The organism is Corallococcus exercitus (assembly GCF_042231735.1).
Taxonomy (GTDB): Bacteria; Myxococcota; Myxococcia; order Myxococcales; family Myxococcaceae; genus Corallococcus; species Corallococcus exercitus_B.
The window spans coordinates 1,237,831-1,262,100 of record NZ_CP102577.1; the positions used below are offsets into that span (position 1 = coordinate 1,237,831).

Below are 24,270 nucleotides of genomic sequence, written 5' to 3' on the forward strand. Positions count from 1 at the left end.
CATGCGCTCGCGGGGGCGGCAAAAAATCAGCGGGACGCGGGCAGGTGCCTTGCTTGACTCGCATGGCCCTGCAACGGACCATCGTCGGCAATCTTGCGGACCGTTCTTCCTCGCACGCTCATCCTCTGTGCCGTGGTGTTCGTCGCGGCCTCCGTCCACGCGCAGGAGCCCGCGCTGCTGCACGCGCCGCCGCGGCGCGCGGAGGCCCGGCAGCCCCTCCAGCTGGATGCGACGCTGGTGGATGGCGGCAAGGTGCTGGAGCTCTTCGTCCGCTATCGCGGCCCGGGAGAGCCGTACGTCCAGGTCCCGATGGAGCTGCAGTACGGAGACCTGTACCGCGCGATGGTCCCCGCCGAGCACATGGTGCCGCCCGGCGTGGAGTACTTCGTCGAGGCGGCGATGGTGGATGGGTCGCGCACGCCGCTCTTCATGTCCGCGCTCCGGCCCGCGAGGGTGATGGTGGGAGCGCAGACCCCGGAGCCTCCGCCAGCGAAGGTGCCGCCGGCCCGCAAGGGAGGCCGTGAGGAGCAGAAGTCCGCGCCCGACATCGATGCCTTCTCGCCGCCGTCAGGGGGAGGGGAGGACGATGACGCAGGGAGTGCTTCGGCTCCGCCACCCGCGAAGGCCGGGACCTCCGCTCCAAACGCCACCGGGACGCGCACGGATGGCGCGGACCCGCGTGCTTCGGGCCGGGCGGAGGCGACCGACCCGCGCGCTTCGGGCCGGACGGACGAGCCACGCACTTCAACCCGCGCGAATGGTACGGACCCGCGCGGCTCCCGCGCTTCCAGCTCCGACGATGCGATGGCCGCGCTCAACGCGGACCTCCCACCGGACTCCCGCGCGTCCTCTTCCTCCCGCACCGCCCTGGACGACGACCTGGCGCTCTACAGCGCGGAGGACGTGCTCGCGGTGACGACGCTCCAGGAAGAGGCCGTGCGCACCGTGCCGGCCATCGGTGCTTCCTTCAACCGCTCGCAGATGATCGCGCTGGGGGCCCGCACGGTGGCGGACGTGCTGGACGTGGTGCCCGGTGTGTCCGTCAGCCGCGACGTGCAGGGCTTCCACCGCACCGCCATCCGGGGCCTGCGCAATGACGCGGAGATCCTCTTCCTCCTCGACGGCCACCGCCTCAACAACTTCTTCGACGGCAAGGCGCTCATGAACCTGCCGGTGGAGAACCTGGAGCGCATCGAGGTCATCCGCGGCCCCGGCTCCGCCATCTACGGCGCGGGCGCCTTCCAGGGCGTCGTCAACCTCGTCACCCACCACGCCGACGGCGTGCGCGGCGCCGTCTCCACCGGCGGCGTACCCCGCGACGACGGCCGGCTCGCGCTCGCCACCGACGGCCACCTGTCCGCCGCTCACTCCACCGGCGACCTGCGCCTGTTCGCGGACCTGGACCTCTGGACCCAGGAAGGGGACTCGCTCGTCATCGACCACGACGCGCTCGACGACGAGGCCGTGGACCAGGGCCTGCGCGACGTGGACGAGCCCGCGGGCCGCACCCGCGACGGCCGCTTCCTCGTGAACGCGGGCGGAGGCGTGTCCTACGGCCTGGACAGCGCCGGCCGCGTGGGCGTCACCGCGCGCTACCTCTCCGAGAAGCGCGATGCGCTCGTCGGCCTGTTCGACACCGTGGGCAACGACTCCCAGCTGTCCTGGAACGTGCTCCTCGCCGACCTCACCTGGGAGCGGCCCCTCGCCGACGGCGGCCAGGTGCGCGCGCGGCTGGGCTTCGATCAGCAGTCCACCGAGCGCCTCTTCCAGCTCACCCCGCACGACTTCCGCACCGGCGACGGCGTGGACCGCCTCTTCCCGGACGGCCTCCAGGAGGAGACCCGGGTCACCGTGCGCACCGTGACGGCCTCCGTCGACGCGGACTTCGCGCTGGCCCGGGAGAACCACCTCACGCTGGGCCTCGTCGCCGAACAGCAGTCCCTGTCCCGCTACGACTACACCACGAACTACACGCTCGACGGCCGCCTGCGCCCCAGCCCCGCCGCCCCCGAAGGGCTCGTGGACCTCACGCAGGGCGCGGCCTCCCGCCGCCTCAACCTGGGCCTCTCCGCGCAGGACCAGTGGACCGTGCTCTCCGCGCTCACGCTCACCTTCGGCCTGCGCCTGGACGCCACGCAGCTGCCCGACGTGGACGCCGCGGGCTCGCTGGACGCCAGCAAGATGGTGGTGCGCGTGAACCCGCGCGTGGGCCTGGTCATCGCCGCGTCGGACGCGCTCGTGCTCAAGGCGCTGTATGGCCGCGCCTTCCGCGCCCCCACGCCGCAGGAACTGGTCGAGCGCATCCCCGACACCGACTACAACCAGGGCCGCTTCGAGGGAAACCCGCTCCTGAAGCCCACCACCGTGGACACCTTCGAGCTGGGCATGGACCTGGTCCAGGCCGCGGGCGACACCCGCGTGCGCGTGCGCGCCAACGCCTTCCTCCAGAACTTCGCCTCGCCCATCACCCCGGTGGACACCAGCGGCAACATCGTCCCCCTGCGCAACCGCGAGCTGGGCGTGCGCGTGTACGGCGTGGAGGCGGAGGCGCGCCTGGAGGCGTCCAAGCGCGCCGTCGCGTGGGTCAACGCCAGCCTGTCTCGCGCGCAGGACCTGGAGCTGCCGGAGCAGTCCCGCCTGCTCACGGACGTGCCCCAGGCGCGCTTCAACGCGGGCGTGTCCATGCCGCTGGGGGACTGGGTGAACCTGGACGTGGTGGTGCGCTCCGGCGCCGAGCGCCGCAACAACAACCGCTCCACGCTGGAGCTCATCCGCCGCTATGAGATTCCCGCGTACAGCCTCATCACCGCGCAGCTGCGCACCGAACCCATCTGGGAGCACTTCGAGGTGACGCTGTTCGCGCAGAACCTCTTCGACCACGACCTGCGCGACGACGTGCCCCGTCCGGACCGCGTCACCGGCCTGCTGCCGCGCGAGGGCGTGTCCGGCTACCTCACCCTGAGGGCCTTCTACTGATGGACCGCCGCCACCTCACCGCCGCGCTCGCGGCCCTCGCGCTCCTGCCCGGGTGCCTCGCGTACAACGACTCCTGCACCCCGCTGGTGGACGACCCCGACGCCGTCGTGGGCTACCTGGGAGAAGAGGTCCAGCTGGGCTCCGCCTTCACCCGGCACGACAACAACGCGCTGGGGCAGCTGGCCGCGGACGCGTTCCTCCACGCGGAGGACGGCGCCGCGAGGCCCACCGAGCTGGGCATCATCAACGGCGGCTCGCTGCGCGACGAGGGCCTGTGCGTCACCCGCCCGTCCCTGCGCACGGGGCCGCTCACCGACGGCGTCCTGCACGAGGTCATCCTCTTCGAGAACCTCGTCGTGACGGTGGACCTCACGGAGAAGCAGCTCGTGGACCTCTTCGAGCACTCCGTGGAGGCGCTGGCCCTGGAAGGGCAGGCCATCGTGTCGCCGTCCGGCGCGTTCCTCCACGTGTCCGACGGCACCACCCTGCGCGTGGACTGCGCGCGCCCGGCGGGCCAGCGCGTGACGGAGCTGCGCGTGAGGGGCCGCACCGTGTCCCTCCCCGCGAGCGACGACGCGTCCATCCGCTACCGCGTGGCGATGTCCACGTTCCTGCTGGAGGGAGGCGACGGCTACGGGAGCATCCTGGGCAACGCGGGACAGGACCCGGACCGCAACCCGGTGACGGCGCGCAAGCTGGGCGGCACGGACGCCAACATCGCGGCGGCGTACATGAAGGGCACCTATCCCAGCCCGGTCCAGGCGCTGAAGGAAGCCCCGCGCATCGTCTTCGACAACTGTGCCCGGCCCGCCCGGCCCGCCCCGCGCTGAAGCTCGCGCGGTTTCGGACTTGCGGGGGCCGGGGTGGACGGCTCCCTACGGCTTGGAGGGCTCGTCCGAGGAGGCCGGGGCGCTGGACGTCACCACCGCCGGAGCGGAAGTGGCCGTCTGGGCCGCGGCGGCCACCGGCCGTGGAGGCAGGGGGCCGAGCACGTCATTGACCGAAGGCATCCGCCGGATGTCGGCGCGCGCGACCTTCCACGCCTGCTGGACGATCCACGACAGGGAACGATCCTGCCGGGTCGCCTCACGCTGGATCTCTTCCAGCATGTCCTCGGGAAAATAGAGTGACTGCTTGCGATGGTCCGTGGTGGCCATGGCCCTGCCTTACGGCCTTTCTTCGCGCGGGTCCGTGCGCTCGTCGCCCGTGACGTCGTTCACGGCAGGGAAAGACTTGATGCGGTCGCGGGCGATCTTCCAGGCCTGCTGCACCACCCATGAGAGGGAACGGTCCTGCCGGTTCGCCTCCTCCTGGATCTCCTTCAGCATCTCCTCGGGGAAGTACAGCGACTGCTTGCGCTTGTCGGTGCCTGCCATGCCTGGGTCTCCGGGGCGGATTCGAGGTGACGACCTGAACACACCGGAGCGGTTATCCGACAGACGCCCTGAAGGGTCAACGGTTTCGGAGCAGTCAGTCGTGCGCCCGCAGGCTGAACGCTCCGCTTCCGACACTGCTCCGGCGCTGCATTGACAGCAGAAAAGAGAAACGCCCCGGCCTCCACGAGGGAGACCGGGGCGCTTCGGAAAGAGGGACCGCAGGGAGCGAATCTCCGAGCGGCCCCGTGGACCCAGAGGGGGAGGGGGGGGACCCCTAGGTCCAACGTCATGAAGTCCAGAACGTCCGACCAACAACCGTGAGGCGCCGTTCTATTTCCGCCCCGCGTCCATCCATTGTGGGAATCATGGAATGCATCCCCACGCCTTCCGTCCACCGCGACTCTGTAACCCGGCCATCCCCCTCGCCATTCCGACCGCTGCGCCATGCCTCGCGCGTCTCCTGAACGTCCCTCGCTGACCGCCGCGCTCGCCCGCTCCTATGCCGAGCACGGCCTCGCCTCGCGCTCGGTGCTGCTCGCGGTCTCCGGAGGCGCGGACTCCACCGCGCTCCTCGTGGGAACCGCGCGCGTGCGCGAGGCCCTGGCGCTGCGCGTGGAGGTGGCGACGGTGGACCATGGCCTCCGGCCGGAAGCCTCGGAGGAGGTGACCTCCGTCGTGGGCCTGGCCGCACGCCTGGGCCTGACCTGCCACGTCCGGCGGCTCGCGCTCTTGCCCGGCGCGGGCGTGGAGGCCCGGGCCCGCGAGGCGCGCTACGCGACCCTGGAGGTCCTGCGGCAGGAGCGCGGGTTGGACGCCGTGGCCACCGGTCACACGCTCGACGACCAGGCGGAGACGCTGCTCATGCGCCTGTCCCGAGGGGCCGCGCTCCGGGGCGCGCGGAGCATCCACGCGCGTGCGCCCACGCTCATCCGGCCGCTGCTCACGTGCTCGCGCGAGGACGTGCTCGCCTTCCTGGCCACCGAGGAGGTGGGGTTCGTGCGCGATCCGATGAACGCGGACCCGTCCCTCTTCCGCACGCGCATGCGCCTGGACGTGCTGCCCGCGCTGAACCGCGCGGCGGGCTTCAGCACCGTGGAGCACCTGGCCACCTTCGCGCGCCTCGCCTCCGAGGACGAAGCCCTGCTCGCCGGGCTGGCGGACGCGGCGTGGGAGCGGCTGGCGCTGGAGGGAGGCGGCCTGGACGCCGTGGGGCTGCGCGCGCTGGAGCCGCCGCTGTCGCGCCGCGTGCTCGCACGGCTGTTGCTCACCGCGGGCGCGCGGGTGGACCACGCCACGCTGGAGCGCGGGCGGGACGTGGTGGCGCGCGGGGGCGTCATGACGCTGAGCGACGGCTTCCTGCTCAAGGCCACCGGCGGACGGGTGCGCTGCGTGGGGCCCGGGCGCCGGACGCCGCCCGCGCCGCTGGTGCTCGCGGGGCCGGGCGCGCATGGGGACTTTGGCGCGTGGCGCTTCCAGGTGGCGGAAGGATCCGCGCCCCCGGGGGTGTTGGCCCTGGTGTTGGAGGAGGGGACGGCGTGGCCACTCACGGTGCGTTCGAGGAAGCAGGGCGACCGCGTCCGGACGCGCGCGGGCCATCGCAAGGTGCAGGACGCGCTGGTGGATGCCCGCGTTCCGGCGGAGGCGCGCGACGCACAGCCGGTGGTGGTGGACGCGCGCGATGCTCCGCTGTGGCTTCCCGGGGTCCTGCCGCGCTTCGTCGAGCCTGGCGCCGCTTCCCTCACGGTGCCTTGCCGACACTCGCTGTGGGCATTCCCGCCGGCTTCAAGCGAACGGAAGACCCCTCCGTTATAGAGTCGAAGCTTCGAATCAGGGGATGGTCGCGGTCCCCTAAATAGTTGAGGGCTTTTTGCTGTTGCTGATACGGTCCGTCGCTGGCCTGCACACGGGCGGGCGTCGGGCAACATGACGAAACTCGCCGGGGTTCTTCCTGGCACGGCCCTCATCCCGCCGAGTACCGAAAGGGCAGCTGAAACGTGCGTTCGACCTACAAGACCATCGGGCTCTGGGTCATCCTGATCGTCCTCTTCGTCGCCTTCTACAATTTCTTCTCGCAAGGCAACGAGCAGGTGCAGGAACCGACCTTCACCCAGCTTCTGACCAAGGTGGAGGAGAAGAAGGTCCGGGCCGTCTCCGTCAAGGGCAACACCTACTCCGGCACGTTCAGCGACTCGAACGACAAGTTCCGGACCACGGGTCCCGCGCCGGACGTGGCCGTGCTCAACCAGCTCCGCGCCTCCGGCGTGGACGTGAAGTACGAGCGCGAGGAGCAGAACAGCCTCTGGCTGACCATCCTCGGGCAGTGGATGCCCGTCGTCTTCCTGTTCCTGTTCTTCATCTTCTTCATGCGCCAGCTCCAGGGCGGCAGCGGCAAGGCGATGACGTTCGGGAAGTCCAAGGCGAAGCTCCTGAGCGAGAGCCACAACAAGGTCACGTTCGCGGACGTGGCCGGCGTGGACGAGTGCAAGGAGGAGCTGGAGGAGATCGTCGCCTTCCTCAAGGACCCCAAGAAGTTCACCAAGCTGGGCGGCCGCATCCCCAAGGGCGTCCTGATGATGGGCCCCCCGGGCACGGGCAAGACGCTGCTCGCCCGCGCGGTGGCCGGTGAAGCGGGCGTCCCCTTCTTCTCCATCTCCGGCTCGGACTTCGTGGAGATGTTCGTGGGCGTCGGCGCCAGCCGCGTGCGCGACCTCTTCGAGCAGGGCAAGAAGAACGCCCCCTGCATCATCTTCATCGACGAGATCGACGCCGTGGGCCGCCACCGTGGCGCGGGCCTGGGCGGCGGTCACGACGAGCGCGAGCAGACGCTCAACCAGCTGCTGGTGGAGATGGACGGCTTCGAGTCCAACGACGGCGTCATCCTCATCGCCGCCACCAACCGTCCGGACGTGCTGGACCCGGCGCTCCAGCGCCCGGGCCGCTTCGACCGCCGCATCATCGTCCCCCGTCCGGACCTCAAGGGCCGCCTGGGCGTGCTGAAGGTGCACACCCGCCGCGTGCCGCTGGCCCCGGAGGTGGAGCTGGAGGTCATCGCCCGCGGTACGCCCGGCATGACGGGCGCGGACCTGGAGAACCTGGTCAACGAGTCGGCCCTGATGGCCGCGCGCCAGAACAAGGAGCGCGTGGACCTGGCGGACTTCGAGCAGGCGAAGGACAAGGTCTTCATGGGCCCGGAGCGCCGGTCCATGATCATGACCGACAAGGAGAAGCGGAACACGGCCGTCCACGAGGCCGGCCACGCGCTCCTCGCCAAGCTGCTGCCCGGCTGCGACCCCCTGCACAAGGTCACCATCATCCCGCGCGGTCAGGCCCTGGGCGTCACCTGGAGCCTGCCCACCGAGGACAAGGTGAACGGCTACCGCAAGCAGATCCTCGACCAGATCACCATGGCCATGGGTGGCCGCATCGCCGAAGAGCTCATGTTCAACGAGATGAGCAGCGGCGCGGCGAACGACATCGAGCGTGCGACGGAGACGGCGCGCGCCATGGTGTGCCGCTGGGGCATGAGCGAGAAGATGGGCCCGCTGGCGTTCGGCAAGAGCGACGGTGAGGTCTTCCTGGGCCGCGACTTCAACTCGTCCAAGGACTACTCCGAGGACACCGCCCGGCAGATCGACGCGGAGGTCCGCAGCATCGTCGTGGGCTGCTACACCCTGGGCAAGCAGCTGCTGACGGACAAGCTGGACGTGCTCCAGCGCGTGTCCGACGCCCTGGTGGAGTACGAGACGCTCGACGCGGAGGACGTGAACATCATCCTCCAGGGTGGCCAGCTCACCCGTGAGCGTCCGGCGCCGCGCGTCAGCTCCACGCCGAAGCCGACGGAGAAGAAGGACAAGCGGAAGATCCTCGACGCGCTCGAGGGCCTGCCCAACATGGAGCCGAAGAAGGCGTAACGCCTCTCCAGCCTCCCTCCTGAAGTGACGAAGGCCCTTCCCGTGGAAACGGGGAGGGCCTTTTCGTTTGTCTTTGCGTCGCCCGGCTGCTGCCCGAGCGTCCTTTGCCCGGAGTGAAAGCCCGGCGCCATCCCGCACCCTCCGCGTTCCCTCGCACCGCGCACCGCTTCCCCTTCAGGGCACCGCGAGGGCCTCCCTGGGGGGGCGGTTCCGGTGTCCGCGAGCGGATTCACGCTGGCACCACGGATGCAATTTGAAAGGACCGCGGGGCTGGGAAGGCCTCGTGGGGGACGACACGACAATGCGGATCGGGTGGAAGCGGGGAGCGCAGGGTGTGGCGGCATTCGCGATGCTGGCGTTGCTGCCACGGTGCGGTGGAGCGACGGGGGCGGAGGACGAGGTCCAGGACGGGGCACTGATGGCGGTGGAGCAGGCGGCGCTGCCCACCGTGTGCCAGCCCCGGAGCTATCTGGACGCGAGGACGCTGATGCCGGTGGGCGACGCGTCGGTGCGCAATGACCAGCCGGATGTGAACATGAGCACCCAGTCCACGCTGTACGTGGACGCGGCCCCCACGCGCTACCAGTCCTATCTGCGGTTCCAGCAGGAAGGGGAGGGCGGCGAGCTCGTCCAGGCGCGGCTGCGGCTGTACGCGAAGCAGGGCACGAACACGGGGGTGTCGTTCCATCCGGTGACGGGAGGCGCCTATCCGCCCGCCGTCACCTGGAACACCCGGCCGACGGAGGGCGCCGCGGTGGCCACCGTGGCTTCCGTCGCCAATGACGCCTGGCTGACGGCGGAGGTGAAGGGCGCGGTGACCAGCCGCCGGACCTTCGACCTGGGCATCCTCCCAATGGGAGACGACGGGGCGGAGTTCTCCTCGCTGGAGGCGTCCAACGTTTCGCGCCGGCCGCAGCTGGACACGGTCTACCGCTACGACTGGTGCACGTACCGGGGGAGCAGCACGCCCTCGCAGGCCTGGACGAAGACGCTGGGAGGCGCGGCGAGTGAGCGCGTCCACGCGCTGCTCAACCTGCCGGATGGCTCCGGCTTCGTGCTGGGCGGGACGTACAGCGGAGGCCCGGCGCAGGCGGGCGGCGCGGCGCTGCCGGGGCCCTCGGGCATCCTGGTGGCGCGCTTCAACACGGCGGCCCAGCACCAGTGGTCGCGTGCGTACGCGGTGGGGCAGCAGGTGTCCCTGGGGGCGATGACGGTGACGCCGGTGGGCAACGTGCTGGTGGTGGGCACCTACCAGGGCAGCCCGGACCTGGGCACCGGCGCGCTGCCGTACGTCCATCCCAATACGGGCGCCCTGGGGATGTTCGTGCTGAAGCTGTCCCCCACCGGCAACCCCGTCTGGTCGCACGGCTTCCTCGCGGAGAAGCGGCCCGGGTGGGAGGAGGGGCAGGTCTATCCCTCCTTCGTCGTCCCCACCGTCGTCGCCACCGACGCCAACGGGAGCGTCATCGTCGCGGGCCACTTCGAGGGCTACACGAACCTGGGGGGCAGCGAGCTCTACGCGGGCTCGATGAGCGAGTCCCTCGATGATTCGACCCAGTCCCTCTTCCTGGTGAAGTACGACTACAACGGCGGCCACCAGTGGTCCCAGGCCTTCGAGACCGTGGACGAGTACACCGAGGCGAACGCGCTCACCACGGACGCGGCGGGCAACATCCTGATGGGAGGCCGCGGCAACAACCCCGTGCTCGCGACGCCGGGCAAGCGCGTGGGGACGGCCTTCGTGGCGCGCTTCACGCCGGGCGGCGCGCCGGTGTGGGGCTACGGCCTGAATGGGGCCATTGGCCGCGTCAGTGGTCTGGCGGCCCTGCCCGACGGAGGCGTGGCGTTCGCGGGCGGCTTCAACGGGACGTTCACCTTCAAGGGCCAGACGTATGCGAGCCACGACCCCATGCACGACGTGCGGCCGGATGACGGCATGTTCGGCACGCTCACCGCGTCCGGCGGCGAGGGCTGGGTGCGCGTGCTGACGACCCAGCCTGGCGGCGACATGGCCGAGCAGGTGGCGGTGGATGGCGCGGGCAACATCCTGGTGAACGGCCGCGTGTCCGCGGACACGTTCGATTTCGGCGGCGGAGCGCTGGGCACGTTCGGGCTGCCCCGGACCGAGCCGTTCCGGTTCGTGGCCAGCTTCAGCCCCACGGGCGCCCACCGCTGGTCGCGCATGCTGGGGACGCAGGTGTCCAGCGCGTTCATGGCGGTGTCCCCGGACGGCAGCACCCGGCTGGGGTTCACGTTCGAGGGCTCCACGCCGGTGGGCGCCACGACGTTCGTCTCGGCGGGGCAGGCGGACATGGGCCTCATCCAGTTCACGCCGTAGCCGCGTGACGCGCTGACGCGTTGACGCGTTGACGCGGGGCTTCGGGCCCGGTCCTTCCACGCGGGAGGGGCCGGGCCCGCTGCCTTTTCCGGGCTGCCCATCCCATGCGGGGAGTGAACTCCGGCCGAGTGCGTTGGGCGTCCCCGTGACGTTTCCCCGCGACGGTTTTCCCTCGGGAGGCCCTGCCCGCGGGGGCCACCAGGGGAAGCCCCTTGGCACCCGGAATGCACTGCGAGTGTGCGCGAGGACGACCTCGCTGGGAGAAGCACGATGACCGGGTGGAAGTGGGGAGTCAGGGGCTTGACGGCAGTTGCAATGGTGACGCTGTTGCCACGCTGTGGCGGGATGGCCGAAGGGCAGGAGACGAACGAAGCGGGGGCGTTGAAGGCGGTGGAGCAACAGGCGGAGGCGGCGTTGCCGGCGGCGTGTCACCCGCAGACGCGCACGGTGTGGAACACGCTGCACGCGCTCGGGGACGTGTCGGTGAAGGAGGACGCGCCGGACACGAACTTCGGCGGGGAGTCCCTGCTGTCCGTGGACATGGGGCCGGCGAATTACGAGTCCTACCTGGGCTTCCACCTGCCAGAGCGCGGCGGCCGGCTCGTGCACGCGAAGCTGCGGCTGTTCGCGAGGAGCGACACCGCGACCGGCGTCAACGTGCACCGCATGCGCTCCTCGTGGGAGGAGACGACCACCACCTGGAACAGCCGGCCCCTGGTGGACGTGCCGGTGGCTTCACTGCCGAGCGTCACCGAGGGGACCTGGGCGGAGTTCGACGTGAAGGACGCCGTGTCCTCGGACCGGCAGGGGTTCTCCCTGGGGGTGACGGCGGCGGGGCTGGACGGCGTGGAGTTCGACTCGCGGGAGGCGTCCAACAGCGCGCGGCGGCCGCGCGTCGAGACGGCCGTGACCTACGACTGGTGCACCTACCGGGGCACGGGCGCGTCCAGCCTCCAGTGGACGAAGACGCTGGGAGGCTCGGACACCCACGGGCTGGTGTCGCTGGTCAACCTGCCCGCAGGGGGCGGCTTCGTGGCGGGCGGCTGGTATCAGGGCACGGGGGACATGGGCGGCCCCACGCTGCCCGCGCCGGGAGGACTCTTCGTCGCCCGCTACGACGACTCCGGCTGGCATCAGTGGTCGCGCGCCTACGCCCCGGGTGAGCTGACGAGCCTGAGCGCGCTGACCGTGACGCCCCTGGGCAACGTGCTGGTGGTGGGCACGTACCATGGCGCGCCTGACTTCGGCACCGGCCCGCTGCCCTACGTCGACCCCACGAAGATGGGCGGCATGTTCCTCTTGAAGCTGTCCCCCAGCGGCACGCCCGTGTGGGCCCACGGCTTCGCCGCGCGGACGCGCCCGCCGGACAGCGGCGGCCGGGAGTACAGCGCCGTCTCCCAGCCCACCGCGGTGGCCACGGATGCCAACGGCAGCCTCGTGGTGACGGGCTACTTCCAGGGCTACATGGACCTGGGCACCGGTGAGATCTTCGCGGGCCCGAGCAGCCAGGGGAATGATCCGACGAACGGCATCTTCCTGGCGAAGTTCGACTACGACGGCCATCCCCTCTGGGCCCAGGCCTTCCCGGCGGGGGAGGGTGACAAGTCCAGGGCGCTCGCCATCGCGGGTGACGGCACCATCTACCTGGGCGGCAAGACGGGCACCCCGACGCTCGCGGGGGAGGGGGCGTACCCGAACGCGCCCTTCGTCGCGCGCTTCGCTCCGGATGGCACGCGCGCCTGGGCACGCTCGCTGAGGGGCAGCTGGGGGTCCATCAACGGCCTGGCCGTGCTTCCCTCCGGTGGCGTGGCCTTTGGCGGGGACTACAGCGGCGACTTCACCTTCAACGGCGTCCTGTACGTGAGCGAGGACCCCACGCCCGAGGACACCGTGGTGGGCGACGCCGTGTACGGCACGCTCACCGCGTCCGGCGCCGACGGCTGGGTGCGGACGGTGATTGATGGCGGCAGCGGGGACTCGGTGCGCCACGTGGCGGTGGATGCCGCGGGCAACGTCACGGTGGCGGGCAACGCGTCCATGGATTCCTTCAACCTGGGGGGCGGCACGCTGGGGACGCCGTGGCTGTCTCCGTACCTGTTCCTGCAATACGTGGCGAGCCACGGCCCGACGGGGGACTTCCGCTGGTCGCGCCTGCTGGGGCTGTCCACCTCGAGCGTGTCCCTCGCGGTGACGCCCGCGGGTGCCACCCGGGTGGGCTTCAACTTCCAGGACATCGTCACGACCGTGGATGACTACACCTTCCACGCGTACGGCATGTCAGGGACGGGCCTGCTCCAGTTCAGCCCGTAGCGTCCTCCTGAAGGCCAGGGCCCGGGGTTCCCCTCAACAGGGTGCACCGGGCCCTTTTCCGTGTTCCTCGCCTCCTGCTATCCAGGGGGATGGGGCCGGTCGACCTGGGTTCGCGGCCGCCCCCAAGCCTTTCCTTCGGGGGACCTGAACGTGCTGCGTGCCCGCCTCATCTCGCGAGACCGTCCCGACGACCTGTCGCTGGTCCTCCGCCGCCTGAACCTGTCCGCCCGCAACCGCGAACACCTGACGCGCGAGCTGGGCTATGCGCACGTGCTCGTCACCGGGGGCCGTCCCTCCTACGAGGAGGAGCTGGTGCCTCCGTACGGCTCCAAGGAGCGCGAGAAGCTGCCCACGTGGACGCCGGGCGGTCACGTGGACCACCCCGGCGAGGTGCTCCTGTCCGGCAGCCGCCAGCAGTTCGACCGGCTCATCTTCCTCGCCAGGAAGTCCCCCCGCACGGACGGCCTGGCGCGCGTGCTGGAGGAGGTGCTGTCCCCTCCGCCCATGCCGGCGCTGACCCTGAGCGGGCGCCGGTTCGAGTGGGGCACGCGCACGTACCTCATGGGCGTGGTGAACGTGACGCCGGACAGCTTCTCCGACGGCGGCAGCCTCCCGGACGCGGACAGTGCCGTGGAGCACGCGCTGAAGCTGGTGGACGCGGGCGCGGACCTCGTCGACGTGGGCGGTGAGTCCACCCGGCCGGGCGCCCTCCCGGTGTCCGTGGACGAGGAGCTGTCGCGCATCCTCAAGGTCGTGGAGGGCATCAAGCGCCGCTCCACCGTGCCCATCTCCGTGGACACCATGAAGGCGGCCGTCGCGAAGGAAGCGCTCCAGGCCGGGGCCCACCTCATCAACGACGTCACCGGCTTCCACTCGGACCCGGCGCTGGCCGGCGTGGTGGCCGCCGCGGGCGCCGCGTGTTGCCTGATGCACACCCAGGGCATGCCGAAGACGATGCAGCAGGCCCCCCGCTACGACGACGTGGTGGGCGAGGTGATGGACTACCTGGAGGAGGGGATGTTCCAGGCCTCCGAGGCGGGCATCCCTCGCGAGCGCATCCTCCTGGACCCGGGCATCGGGTTCGGCAAGACGCTGGAGCACAACCTCTTCCTCCTGCGCCGCCTGGAGGAGCTGCGCGGGCTGGGGCAGCCCTTGCTGGTGGGCACCAGCCGCAAGTCCTTCCTCGGGAAGCTGACGGGCGGCAAGGGCCCCCAGGAGCGCCTGGCGGCCACCCTGGGCTCCGTGGCGGCCATGGCCGTCCTGGGCGGCGCGGACGTGGTGCGGGTGCACGACGTGGGGGAGGCCCGGGACGCGCTGGCGGTGGCGGACGCCATCCGGCGGGCCCGGGGTGGCGGTGACCTGTATGGCGGTTGACGGGGACAAGCCCTGGCGCCGGGGGTGTTCAGGTCCGCACGCCCGGGCGCTTGCCTGGGTGGCACCGCATCCCTAGCTTCGGGCCCACGTGCCGGACGGGGTATAAGCCCCCGGACGCGAGTGGCCGGAGCCCTTCCGGCAATGGGAAAGGTGGAGCGGCACACATGGCGTACAGGATGGACATGCCCCCCAAGGAAGCGCAGAAGACGGAGCGGCTGTTCGGAACGGATGGCGTCCGCGGCGTCGCCAACGTCTATCCGATGACGGCCGAGGTCGCGATGAAGCTCGGGCGCGCCCTGGCGTACCTCATCCGCAACGGTCCGCACCGCCACCGCGTCATCGTGGGCAAGGACACGCGACTGTCCGGCTACATGCTGGAGCAGGCGCTGTCCGCCGGCCTCATCTCCATGGGCGTCGACGTGGAGCAGGTGGGCCCGCTGCCCACGCCCGGCATCTCCAACCTCACCACGTCCATGCGCGCGGACGCGGGCGCCGTCATCTCGGCGTCCCACAACCCGTACCAGGACAACGGCATCAAGTTCTTCTGGCGCGACGGCTTCAAGCTGCCGGATGAGACGGAAGCCAAGATTGAAGAGCTGGTCTCCAGCGGCGAAATCGACAACATCCGCCCCACGGCGACGAAGATTGGCCGGGCCATCCGCCTGGACGACGCGCGCGGCCGCTACATCGTCTACCTGAAGGCCACGTTCCCCCGCGAGCTGACGCTGGAGGGGATGACCATCGTGGTGGACTGCGCCAACGGCGCGGCGTACCGCACGGCGCCGTCGGTGCTGGAGGAGCTGGGCGCGAAGGTCATCGCGCTGGGCGTGTCCCCGGACGGCAAGAACATCAACCACAAGTGCGGCGCGCTCCACCCGGAGGGCCTGTCCAAGGCCGTGGTGAAGCACGGCGCGCACCTGGGCATCGCGCTGGACGGCGACGCGGACCGCCTCATCGTCGTGGACGAGAAGGGCAACGTCGTGGACGGCGATGCCATCATGGCCATCTGCACGGGTGAGCTCGTCGCGCGCAAGGAGCTGAAGAAGAAGACGCTCGTCTCCACGGTGATGAGCAACATCGGCCTGGAGCGCGCGGTGGCGCAGTGGGGCGTGAAGGTGGTCCGCACGCGCGTCGGCGACCGGCACGTCGTGGACGAGATGCGCCGCAACGGCTACAGCCTGGGGGGCGAGCAGAGCGGCCACCTCATCTTCCTCAACCACACCACCACGGGCGACGGCACGCTCGCGGCGCTGCAGCTTTTGGCCGTGATGTGCCGCCAGCAGAAGCCGCTGTCGGAGCTGGCCTCCATCTTCCAGCCGGTGCCGCAGACGCTGCTCAACGTCGTGGTGAAGCAGAAGCGCGAGCTGGGCGAGCTGCCCACGGTGATGAAGGCCATCAAGAACGTGGAGCAGAAGCTGGGCAACAACGGCCGCGTGCTGGTGCGCTTCTCCGGCACGGAGCCCAAGGCCCGCGTGCTGATTGAGGGCGAGGACGCGGCGCGCAACGAGGCGTACGCCCGCGAAATCGTCGAGGCGCTCTCCAAGGCGCTCAACGGCTAGCGACAGCGGTTGACTTCCGGACGCCGGCCACGAATAGAGGGGCCGGCGCGGGCCAGGGCCTTCGGACAATCCCGCACCGCGCCAGCGCAAGGAGCGGGACGATGGGACAGCGACTGGGTGTCAACGTGGATCACGTGGCGACGCTGCGGCAGGCGCGGCGCACCGTGTATCCGGATCCGGTGACGGCCGCGGCGATGGCGGAGCTGGCCGGCGCCCGGCAGATCACCATCCACCTGCGCGAGGACCGGCGCCACATCCAGGACCGGGACCTGCGCATCCTCCGCGACACGGTGCAGACCCTCCTGAATCTAGAGATGGCCGCCACCGCGGAGATGGTGAAGATCGCCTACGAGTACAAGCCGGACGTGGTGACGCTCGTCCCAGAGCGGCGCGAGGAGCTCACCACCGAGGGCGGCCTGGAGGTGGCGGGCCAGCGCGAGTCCATCGCGAAGATCATCAAGAACCTCAAGGACGGGGAGATCGCCGTCTCGCTGTTCATCGACCCGGACCTGGACCAGGTGCGCGCGTCGCACAAGGTGAACGCGGACCGGATTGAATTGCACACGGGCCGCTACTGCGAGGCGCGCAACGAGAAGGAGCGCGCACGGGAGCTGGCGCGCATCGTGGACGCGGCCAAGGCGAGCGCCAAGCTGGGCATGGGCGTCGCGGCGGGCCACGGGCTCAACTACGACAACGTGCAGGCCATCGCGCGCATCCAGGAGATCGACGAGCTCAACATCGGGCACGCCATCGTGGCGCGCGCGGTGCTGGTGGGCTTCGAGCGCGCGGTGCGCGAGATGCTCGAGCTGATGCGCGACCCGGGATAGCCGGCCATGCCCATCGTCGGCCTGGGGTTGGACCTCTGCTCCATCGAGCGCATCCAGCGCATCCTGGACGGCCCGCGCGCGGAGGCGTTCCTTGCGCGCGTGTACACCGACGGGGAGCGGGCCTACTGCGCTCCACGGCATGACGCGGCCAGCGCGTACGCGGCGAGGTTCGCGGCGAAGGAGGCGCTGGTGAAGGCGATGGGCGTGCCTCCCGGCGTGAAGTGGCGGGACATGGAGGTGGTGCGCGAGGGCGGTCCGCCGCGCTTCGTGCTCTCCGGCGTGGCCCGTGAGGTGATGGAAGCGCGGGGGTGGGAGGCGATGCTCGCGCTCACCCATGATGCCGGCGTGGCCGCGGCCACGGTGGTGCTCCAGACGAAGTAGGGAGGTTGGAAGCCATGCAGCGCGTGCTCACCGCCGTCCAGATGCGTGAGGCCGAGAAGGCCGCCCAGGACCAACACGGGATGCCGTCCGGGTTGTTGATGGAGAACGCGGGCCGCGCGCTCGCGGAGGCCGCCCGGAGCCTCGCGGGCCCGGGAGGGCGCTTCACGGTGCTGTGCGGCCCCGGCAACAACGGCGGGGACGGCCTGGTCGCCGCGCGCTTCCTGTTGGAGGGAGGCGCCCGCGTGGTGGTGTCGCTGGTGGGGGACACCGGGAAGCTCACCCCGGAGGCGAAGCGCAACCTCCAGGCGCTGGAGGGCTTCGGGGAGTCGCCGCGCGCCTTCGAGGTCCTGCCGGAGGCGGGCCCGGGCGACGTGGTGGTGGACGCCCTCTTCGGCACCGGCCTGAAGCGCGCGCCGGAGGGCCTCTTCGCGGACGCCATCGGCACCGTGGCGCGGTGGCGGCGCGCGGGGGCGAAGGTGGTGGCCGCGGACGTGCCGTCCGGCCTGCAGAGCGACACGGCGGAGCCCTTCTCGCCGTGCGTGGAGGCGGACGTCACGGTGGCCTTCGGCTTCGTGAAGCCCGCGCATGAGCTGGAGCCCGGCGCTTCGCTGTGCGGTGACGTGCGGCGCGTGGACATCGGCCTGGGGGGTGAGTCCACGCGCGCGGTGTCCGGGGCGGAGCTGTTCCGCGTGGAGGAGAAGGACGCGCGCGACGCGATTCCGAAGCGCCGCGCGGATTCGCACAAGGGCACCTACGGCCACGTGCTGGTGGTGGCGGGCAGCCCGGGCAAGACGGGCGCCGCGGCGATGGTGGCCCTGGCCGCGCTGCGCAGCGGGGCGGGGCTCGTCACGGTGGCCACGCGCGCGGAGGCGCTGCCGTGGGTGATGGCGCACTCGCCGGAGATCATGGGCGTCGCGCTCCCGGGTGAAGGCCCGCTGGGGAAGGGCGACCTGGAGGCGCTGAAGGCCGCGCTGGAGGGCAAGGACGCGCTGGTGATGGGCCCGGGCATTCCCCGGGGCCCGGAGACGGGCGCGCTGATTGGGGACCTGCTGGCGGCGGTGGAGGTGCCCGCGGTGCTGGACGCGGACGCGCTCAACGCGGTGGCGGAGGACCTCACGGTGCTGCGGCGGGCGAAGGGGCCCGTGCTGCTCACGCCGCACCCGGGGGAGATGGCGCGCCTGTGGGGCCGGACGACGAAGGACGTGCAGGCGCACCGCGTGGGCGTGGCGCTCAACCTGGCCACGTCGCTCAACTGCACGGTGGTGCTCAAGGGCTCGCGCACGCTCATCGCGGAGGCCGGCGGGCGCGTGTACATCAACCCCACCGGCAACGCGGGCATGGCCACCGGCGGCACGGGCGACGTGCTGTCGGGCGTGTGCGGCTCGCTGCTCGCGCAGGGCATCCCGCTGCCCAAGGCCGCGCGGACGGCCGTCTACGCGCACGGGCTCGCGGGCGACCTGATGGCGCAGCAGCGCGGGCTGATGGGCCTCATCGCCACGGACCTCTTGATGGGCCTGGGCCACGTCTGGACGCGGTGGGAGCGATGAGCGGCGTGGATGCGCGGCCCACGCGCTCACGGCGGCTGGTGTCTCCGTCTCCGGAGGACACGCACCGGCTGGGCGTGAAGCTGGGCCAGCTGCTCCAGCCCGGGGACTTCGTGGGGCTGATTGGGGACCTGGGCGCGGGCAAGACGCACCTGGTGCGCGGCGTGGCGGAAGGGGCGGGCGTGGCGCAGTCCGAGGTGGCCAGCCCCACCTTCGCCATCGTGTACCCGTACGAGGGCCGCATCCCGCTGTACCACGCGGACCTGTACCGCCTGACGGACTACGACGAGCTGTACGCCACCGGGTTCCTGGACCTGGTGGGCGGCGACCACGCGATGCTGGTGGAGTGGTTGGACCGCATCCCCCAGGCCGCGCCGCGCGACTTCCTGCGCGTCACGCTCCGCCATGAGGGCGAGGACGCGCGGAGCCTCGACGTGGAGGCCTTCGGCGCGCGTCCCGCGGCGCTGCTCGACGCGTGGCTGGGCTGAGTCAGGCCACGGGGTGCTGCTCTTGCGGCCGCGGGTTCAGCACCCCGTCCGCCAGCGTCTGCACCTTCCAGCGGTGGAACACGAGCCGCGAGTCCACGCCCACCACGTCCTCTTCATCCACGGGCACCCAGTGGGGCCCGCCGCACAGCGACTCGCTGGCGATGAGGAACTGCTGGAGCGGCACGCCCGTGTGCGGCGCGCGCAGCGCTTCCGGGCAGCCGCCGATGCCGGAGGAGATGAAGAGGGTGCGGTTGCGGCGCGTGGCCACCATCGCCTCGCCGTCCGTGACGAGGAAGTTCATCGCGGAGCGCTCCTTCGGCTCGCGGCTTCCCGGCACGTCCGTCAGCGTGGACACCAGCGTCATCGTCTCCGCGAGCGCCTGCGCCATCGCCTCCACGCCCACCGTGCCGTCGAGCGGCCCGCGCGCAGACAGCCGCGACAGGAACAGGTAGAAGCAGCGCTCGCTGTCCGTGGTGCCCTTGATGTTGACGCGCAGCTCCGGGTGGATGAGCGCTTCCACGGTGGCCTTGTGCTTCGCGAACTCGCGCAGCGTGCCGTTGTGCACGAAGGACCAGCGGCCGTAGTGGAACGGGTGCGAGTTGCGCAGCTCCACCGCGCCGACACTGGCCTGGCGGATGTGCGCCACCACGGTGCGCGCGGACACCTGGCTCGACACCCGCTCGAAGTCAGGGTCGCTGTGCGCGGGGCCCACGCCGTGCGCGACGAGCGGAGAGCACTCCGGACCGTAGGTGGCGATACCCCAGCCGTCCTTGTGCTCACGTGACTGGATGAGGAGGGAATTCCTCTCCGTCACCAGGGCGGTATGGACAGCGGCGGGAACTGCGCTTCTGAATCCAAATAATCGGCACATGGTGGCAGCTGATCTCTACAACGGCCGGCCCACGAGGGAAGTTCCACCTGCCCCCTTGGCCGATGCCTGTTGTTTAGAGGCATCCACTCAGGGGCAGTGATTCATTCGCGCGCGAAAGACCACACGCCCACCCTTCACCACCACGCGCGCGTGACTGATACCCAGATGATAAGGCAGATGCCGGTAGCTGCGACAGGCGAACACCACCAGGTCGCCCGCATCACCCACGGCCAGTCGCCCCTGCCGTTGCAACCCCAAGCATTGCGCGGCCCCTCGGGTGGCGGCCCAGTAGGCCTCCGCGGCTGACAGGCCGTTCTCCAGGCAGGCGAGCCCCAGCACCAGCGCCGTGTTCTCCGTCATGGAAGAACCGGGATTCACGTTGGAACCCAAAGCAATGTTGACGCCCGCGTCGCGCAGCTTCCGGCCGGGCGCGTAGGGGCGCATGCGCAGGAAGAGGGTGGAGGTGGGCACGAGGACGGCGGTGACGTTCGCGGCGGCGAGCGCGCGGATGCCCTCGTCCGTCACCTGCTCCAGGTGGTCCGCGCTGGCGGCCCCCACCTCCGCGGCCAGCGCGGAAGCACCGCACGCGGTGAGCTGATCCGCGTGCAGGCGCGGCGTGAGGCCCAGCGCCTTGCCTGCGTTGAGCAGCCGGCGCGACTCGTCCACGGTGAAGGCGCTCTGTTCCGTGAAGACGTCGCAGAAGCGCGCCAGTCCCTCGCGCGCCACGGCGGGGAGGATCTCGTTGATGCAGAGGTCCAGGTACTCGGCGCGGCGGTCCTTGTACTCGGTGGGCACCGCATGCGCGCACAGGAGCGTGGGCACCAGCTCCAGCGGTGACAGCGCGCTCAAGCGGCGCACCGCGCGCAGCATCTTGAGCTCGTCGTCGAGCGACAGGCCGTAGCCGCTCTTCACCTCGGCGGTCGTCACGCCCTGCGCGAGCAGCCGCTCCAGGCGGGGCAGGGCGAGCGTGGCCAGCTCCTCCTCGCTCGCGGCGCGCGTGGCGCTCACCGTGTTGACGATGCCGCCGCCCGCCTTGGCGATTTCAAGATACGTGGCGCCCTGGTTGCGCAGGTCGAACTCGGCGGAGCGCTCGCCCGCGAAGACGAGGTGCGTGTGCGGATCCACGAAGCCCGGGCCCACGAAGCCGCCCTCGGCGTCGATGACCTCCGTCGCGTCCGTGAGCGCGCCCTTCGGAAGGCCGGACTCCGGGCCCACCCAGGCCACGCGGCCATCCTTCACGCCAATGCCCGCTCCCGGGCGCGGGGTGAGGGCTGCTTCCGCGGGCTCGCGGTGGGTGCCCTCCACGGTGAGCACCTCGGAGGTGTTGCGCACCCACAGGTCCAGGGCTTCCATGCTCACCGTCCTCCGCGCGCACCCATGACGGGCGCGTTCCAGCTCGTGTCACCCGAGTGCGCCCGGCCGAAGCCGCCGGACAGCTCCAGCTTCGTGCGCGTCTCGCCAAACTTGATCTGCGCCGCCACCACGGCGCCGTAGAAGTGCGTCGTCACCTGCGAGCCGGGGTTCACCAGCGACTGCTGCACGCTGAAGAACGGCACCAGGCCCAGCGACATGCCGGGCTCCGGCTGCACGGTGAACGCGCAGGTGGCCTCCACGCCGAAGAGGCTGCTGGTGCTGTCCGTATCCCCCAGGCCGAAGTCGGACGCGCCGCGCACGGAGAGGGCCGGGGCCAGGCCCAGCCGCTCCGAGCCGACGTAGTACGACAGCCCGGTGTAGACGCCGTAGCCGGGCACGGGCAGGCCGACGAACTCGCCCTGCACGCCCAGGTGCCACGACAGCCGGTCGTCCACGGGCACCGTCACCGAGCCGTCGATGTCGATGCCCCATTGGTCGTTCTGGAAGGGCTTCGCGTCGCCCTGGAACGCGCTGTTCTCCCCGCGCTCCGACAGCTGCGGAGCGTTGAGGCGGGGGCCGGCGCGCAGGCCCAGCTGGAAGAAGTTCTCCTGGGGCATGCCCGGGCCCAGGCGCATCACCATGGGCCCGGCGGTGGTGGGCGTGCAGCCGACGAGCACACCCATCACCGCGGTCATCACGAAGGCTCGGACGCGTCGTGGCATCCGGCGCACTCTAGGCGGTGAGGCCGGGGATGCGCACGCCCCGCTCCTTCGCCACGTCGATGGCCTCCGGGTAGCCCGCGTCCGCGTGGCGCAGCACGCCCATGCCGGGGTCGGACGTGAGCACGCGCTCGATGCGGCGCGCGGCCTCCGGCGTGCCGTCCGCGACGATGACCTGGCCCGCGTGCAGCGAGTAGCCCATGCCCACGCCGCCGCCGTGGTGGAACGACACCCACGACGCGCCGTTCACCGCGTTCACCAGCGCGTTGAGGATGGGCCAGTCCGCCACCGCGTCCGAGCCGTCCCTCATGGCCTCCGTCTCGCGGTTGGGGGAAGCGACGCTGCCGCAGTCCAGGTGGTCGCGGCCAATCACGATGGGCGCCTTCACCTCGCCCTTGCGGACCAGCTCGTTGAAGGCGAGGCCCGCCTTGGCGCGCTCGCCGTAGCCCAGCCAGCAGATGCGCGCGGGCAGGCCCTGGAACGCCACGCGCTCCTGAGCCATGTCCAGCCAGCGGTTGAGCGACGCCTTCTGGGGGAAGAGCTCGCGCACCGCGCGGTCCGTGCGGCGGATGTCCTCCGGGTCTCCGGACAGCGCCACCCAGCGGAAGGGCCCCAGGCCCTCGCAGAAGAGCGGGCGGATGTACGCGGGCACGAAGCCGGGGAACTCGAAGGCGTTCTGCATGCCGCCCACCTTCGCCTGGCCGCGCAGGTTGTTGCCGTAGTCGAAGACGTGGCTGCCGGCGGCCTGGAAGTCGTTCATGGCCTGCACGTGCATGATCATCGACTCGCGGGCGCGCTTCACGTAGCCCTCCGGGTCACGCTTGCGCAGCTCCGCGGCGGCCTCCAGCGACAGGTCCGTGGGGATGTAGCCGTTGAGCGGGTCGTGCGCGCTCGTCTGGTCCGTCACGAGGTCCGGCTTGATGCCGCGCCGGTACAGCTCCCGGAACACCGACGCCGCGTTGCCGATGATGGCGATGGAGCGGCCCACGCGCTTCTGTTGCGCGTCCTTCGCCAGGGCCAGCGCCTCATCCAGGTCCTTGGCCACGACGTCCAGGTAGCGCGTCTCCACGCGGCGCTGGGCGCGGTGCGGATCGATTTCCACGCCCAGGAACACGGCGTTGTTCATGGTCGCGGCCAGGGGCTGCGCGCCGCCCATGCCGCCCAGGCCGCCGGAGAGGATGAGGCGGCCGGCCAGGTCCTCGTTGCCGAAGTGGAAGCGGCCCGCGGCGGCGAAGGTCTCGTAGGTGCCCTGCAGGATGCCCTGCGTGCCGATGTAGATCCACGAGCCGGCCGTCATCTGGCCGTACATCATCAGGCCCTTCTTCTCCAGCTCGTGGAAGTGCTCCCAGTTGGCCCAGTGGCCCACGAGGTTGGAGTTGGCGATGAGCACGCGCGGCGCGTCCGGGTGCGTGCGCAGGATGCCCACGGGCTTGCCGGACTGCACGAGCAGCGTCTCCTCGTCGGTGAGGCTCTGGAGGCTGGACACGATGCGGTCGAACGAGGGCCAGTCCCGGGCGGCCTTGCCGGTGCCGCCGTAGACGACCAGGTCCCCGGGCTGCTCGGCCACCTCCGGGTCGAGGTTGTTCATCAGCATCCGGAGCGCGGCCTCCTGCACCCAGCCCTTGCAGGAGAGGGTGGTGCCGCGAGAGGCGCGGATGATGCGGGACATGCGGAAGACTCCTGGAGAAGGGGGCGCCCACCCTAACCGAACCCCCGGGGCCGCGGGGGGCTTGCGTGCAGCACCAGCGTCACTCCGGAGACTGCTGGACGCCGTGCGTCAGTAGTCCTTGCGCGCGTCGATGTAGGCGCTGAAGTGGAACACGTTGGTGGAGTCGTAGAACTTGAAGTAGTTGCCCACGGGCAGGCTCAGGCCGTACGCGGTGCCCGAGCAGCCGGTGCAGATGAACGCGCCGTTGCGGCGGATGTTCCAGAGGCCGCTGATGTCGTCCACGCTGGTGGAGATGGCGGGCGAGCCCACCAGCTCGAAGTCGTACTCGTTGCCGCCCGCGAACCCGTGGAAGTTGACGAACGCGGTGTTCGTGGACTGGTTCCAGCTGACGACCGTGTTGGAGCTGGTCACGTTGTAGCGGCCGGTGTTGTCGAAGACGTAGAGGCCGTTGCTGGACCAGATGCTGTGGACCACCGGGGCGGCCAGGGCGGGGAGGGACAGGAACAGCGCGGCGACGATGGCGGAACGGAAGGCCTTCATGGGGGTGCCTCCTGCTGCGGGGGTAGCACGGAGC

19 protein-coding genes are annotated in these 24,270 nt (G+C 70.9%); 12 read left to right on the forward strand and 7 right to left on the reverse strand.

What is annotated here, in order from left to right:
* Positions 1-93 precede the first annotated feature (93 nt).
* Together NR792_RS04710 and NR792_RS04715 are read left to right on the forward strand one after the other, a co-directional pair.
* A complete protein-coding gene (locus tag NR792_RS04710) occupies positions 94-2,976 on the forward strand; it encodes a TonB-dependent receptor plug domain-containing protein (RefSeq protein WP_375758869.1) in 2,883 nt (960 codons plus the stop codon).
* Complete coding sequence (locus tag NR792_RS04715) at positions 2,976-3,806, forward strand: 5'-nucleotidase C-terminal domain-containing protein (protein WP_375758870.1); 831 nt, start codon at positions 2,976-2,978, stop codon at positions 3,804-3,806. The genes NR792_RS04710 and NR792_RS04715 overlap by 1 nt, the downstream gene beginning before the upstream one ends.
* A gap of 45 nt (positions 3,807-3,851) precedes the next feature.
* On the opposite strand, the gene NR792_RS04720 is transcribed toward NR792_RS04715, so the two are convergent.
* Positions 3,852-4,133: a TIGR04563 family protein gene (locus NR792_RS04720; RefSeq protein ID WP_014396355.1), complete on the reverse strand. Its 282-nt coding sequence runs from the start codon at positions 4,131-4,133 to the stop codon at positions 3,852-3,854.
* Positions 4,134-4,142: 9 nt separating this feature from the next.
* Positions 4,143-4,352, reverse strand: a complete 210-nt coding sequence (locus NR792_RS04725; RefSeq protein WP_014396356.1) for a TIGR04563 family protein — start codon at positions 4,350-4,352, stop codon at positions 4,143-4,145.
* 444 nt (positions 4,353-4,796) lie between these two features.
* Here NR792_RS04725 and tilS point away from each other — a divergent pair, with 444 nt between their 5' ends.
* From tilS to tsaE, 10 genes are all read left to right on the forward strand, one after another.
* The gene (gene tilS / locus NR792_RS04730) at positions 4,797-6,164 is read left to right on the forward strand and encodes a tRNA lysidine(34) synthetase TilS (RefSeq protein WP_375758871.1); all 1,368 of its coding nucleotides are present in this window, start codon (positions 4,797-4,799) and stop codon (positions 6,162-6,164) included.
* Between the two features lie 182 nt (positions 6,165-6,346).
* On the forward strand, positions 6,347-8,263 hold the full coding sequence (ftsH, locus tag NR792_RS04735) for an ATP-dependent zinc metalloprotease FtsH (RefSeq protein WP_014396358.1): 1,917 nt from the start codon (positions 6,347-6,349) through the stop codon (positions 8,261-8,263).
* A 334-nt stretch (positions 8,264-8,597) separates the two neighbouring features.
* Complete coding sequence (locus tag NR792_RS04740; protein ID WP_375758872.1) at positions 8,598-10,601, forward strand: DNRLRE domain-containing protein; 2,004 nt, start codon at positions 8,598-8,600, stop codon at positions 10,599-10,601.
* A 300-nt stretch (positions 10,602-10,901) separates the two neighbouring features.
* A complete protein-coding gene (locus NR792_RS04745; RefSeq protein WP_375758873.1) occupies positions 10,902-12,911 on the forward strand; it encodes a DNRLRE domain-containing protein in 2,010 nt (669 codons plus the stop codon).
* A 150-nt stretch (positions 12,912-13,061) separates the two neighbouring features.
* A complete protein-coding gene (gene folP, locus NR792_RS04750; protein WP_375758874.1) occupies positions 13,062-14,285 on the forward strand; it encodes a dihydropteroate synthase in 1,224 nt (407 codons plus the stop codon).
* Between the two features lie 164 nt (positions 14,286-14,449).
* Positions 14,450-15,844 carry a phosphoglucosamine mutase gene (glmM, locus tag NR792_RS04755; protein WP_375758875.1) on the forward strand — a complete coding sequence of 465 codons (1,395 nt, stop codon included), beginning with the start codon at positions 14,450-14,452 and terminating at the stop codon, positions 15,842-15,844.
* 101 nt (positions 15,845-15,945) lie between these two features.
* A complete protein-coding gene (locus NR792_RS04760) occupies positions 15,946-16,671 on the forward strand; it encodes a pyridoxine 5'-phosphate synthase (RefSeq protein ID WP_120603339.1) in 726 nt (241 codons plus the stop codon).
* Between the two features lie 6 nt (positions 16,672-16,677).
* The gene (locus tag NR792_RS04765) at positions 16,678-17,052 is read left to right on the forward strand and encodes a holo-ACP synthase (protein ID WP_120588133.1); all 375 of its coding nucleotides are present in this window, start codon (positions 16,678-16,680) and stop codon (positions 17,050-17,052) included.
* 14 nt (positions 17,053-17,066) lie between these two features.
* Positions 17,067-18,599, forward strand: a complete 1,533-nt coding sequence (locus tag NR792_RS04770) for an NAD(P)H-hydrate dehydratase (protein ID WP_375758876.1) — start codon at positions 17,067-17,069, stop codon at positions 18,597-18,599.
* Positions 18,596-19,084 (forward strand): tRNA (adenosine(37)-N6)-threonylcarbamoyltransferase complex ATPase subunit type 1 TsaE, encoded by a 489-nt coding sequence (tsaE, locus tag NR792_RS04775; protein ID WP_375758877.1) that lies wholly within the window; start codon positions 18,596-18,598, stop codon positions 19,082-19,084. Before NR792_RS04770 ends, tsaE begins: the two co-directional genes overlap by 4 nt.
* 1 nt (position 19,085) lies before the next feature.
* Here the strand turns inward: tsaE and NR792_RS04780 are convergent, their stop codons facing one another.
* The 5 genes from NR792_RS04780 to NR792_RS04800 form a co-directional block, all read right to left on the reverse strand.
* The gene (locus NR792_RS04780; RefSeq protein ID WP_375758878.1) at positions 19,086-19,955 is read right to left on the reverse strand and encodes a class II glutamine amidotransferase; all 870 of its coding nucleotides are present in this window, start codon (positions 19,953-19,955) and stop codon (positions 19,086-19,088) included.
* An 87-nt stretch (positions 19,956-20,042) separates the two neighbouring features.
* The gene (hutI, locus tag NR792_RS04785; RefSeq protein ID WP_375758879.1) at positions 20,043-21,308 is read right to left on the reverse strand and encodes an imidazolonepropionase; all 1,266 of its coding nucleotides are present in this window, start codon (positions 21,306-21,308) and stop codon (positions 20,043-20,045) included.
* A 2-nt stretch (positions 21,309-21,310) separates the two neighbouring features.
* Positions 21,311-22,030 (reverse strand): hypothetical protein, encoded by a 720-nt coding sequence (locus NR792_RS04790; protein ID WP_375758880.1) that lies wholly within the window; start codon positions 22,028-22,030, stop codon positions 21,311-21,313.
* Between the two features lie 10 nt (positions 22,031-22,040).
* Complete coding sequence (gene hutU, locus NR792_RS04795; protein ID WP_375758881.1) at positions 22,041-23,696, reverse strand: urocanate hydratase; 1,656 nt, start codon at positions 23,694-23,696, stop codon at positions 22,041-22,043.
* Positions 23,697-23,804: 108 nt separating this feature from the next.
* Entirely contained in the window at positions 23,805-24,236 is a 432-nt protein-coding gene (locus NR792_RS04800; protein ID WP_375758882.1) for a hypothetical protein, read from the reverse strand.
* Positions 24,237-24,270 lie beyond the last annotated feature (34 nt).